Annotated in this window: 2 protein-coding genes; both read left to right on the forward strand. The window is 73.0% G+C overall.

Annotation, left to right across the window (positions count from 1 at the left end; all coding sequences use genetic code 11):
* The coding region (locus R1101_RS0123915; RefSeq protein ID WP_016935681.1) for a hypothetical protein at positions 1 to 501 on the forward strand (501 nt) is incomplete at its 5' end.
* The coding region (miaA, locus tag R1101_RS0123920) for a tRNA (adenosine(37)-N6)-dimethylallyltransferase MiaA (protein ID WP_016935682.1) at positions 498 to 1,166 on the forward strand (669 nt) is incomplete at its 3' end. The genes R1101_RS0123915 and miaA, both read left to right, overlap by 4 nt.

Raw genomic sequence — 1,166 nt, forward strand, 5'->3', positions numbered from 1 at the left:
GACATCCCGGTGCAGCTCGGCCCCGATGCCGCGGGCGAACCCGATCCCACGCTCGCTCTGACGGCGCTCGTGGCCGGCTGGATCCGCGACCGCACGGCGCCCCACACCCGGGTGACGACCCACGTGGTGGCCGCCGACGCGGACGCCGCGCATTGCGCGGATCTCGGCCGCGACCTGCGTGCGGAACTCGAGCGCGACGATCAGCCGCGAGCGTTGCTCGTCGTCGCGGACGGAGCGACGACCCTCACGACCAAGGCGCCCGGCGCCTACGATCCGCGTTCGGAGGAGGTGGAGGCGGCCCTGGCCGCAGCGCTCGGCGCCGGCGACCCGGATGCGCTCGCGGCACTCGACCCCGACCTGTGTTCGGACATCAAGCTGACCGGCCGCGCCGCCTGGCACGTCCTGGCGGCCGCCCTCGGCGAGCGCCCGCGCTCGGCGTCCGTCACCTACTCCGCCGCGCCCTACGGCGTGGGCTACCACGTAGGGATCTGGACACCGTGAGCGCAGGAAGCATCGGCCCCACCGCAGCACTCGTCCCGATCGCGGTGGTGGGCCCCACCGCCACGGGCAAGTCCGATCTCGGATTGGACCTCGCCGAGACGCTCGGCGGCGAGATCGTCAACATCGACGCGATGCAGCAGTACCGCGGCATGGACATCGGGACGGCCAAGCTGGCACCGGACGAGCGTCGCGGCATCCCGCACCACCAGCTCGACGTCCTCGACGTCACCGAAACCGCGACGGTCGCCCGCTACCAGCAGGCCGCGATCGCCGATGTCGAAGCGATCCTGGCGCGCGGTCGCGTCCCGATCGTGGTCGGCGGATCGATGATGTACGTGCAGGCGCTGCTCGACGAATGGCAGTTCCCGGCGACGGATCCGCAGGTCCGGGCGAAATGGGAGGCGCTGCTCGACACCGAGGGGCTCGCCGCGGTCCACCGGGCGCTGCAGCACGCGGATCCGGCCGCCGCGGCGACGATCCTGCCCACCGACGGCCGCCGGATGGTCCGGGCGCTCGAAGTCGTCGAACTGACCGGGCAGCCGTTCGCGGCCTCGCAGCCGACGATCGGCGAGCCCCGCTGGGGCAGCGTGATCCTGGGCGTCGACCGCGCCACCGCCGAACTCGACGACCGCATCGCCCGGCGCACCGACCTGATGTTCGAACGC

It is taken from the genome of Rhodococcus sp. R1101, assembly GCF_000278445.1.
Classification (GTDB): Bacteria; Actinomycetota; Actinomycetes; order Mycobacteriales; family Mycobacteriaceae; genus Rhodococcus; species Rhodococcus gordoniae.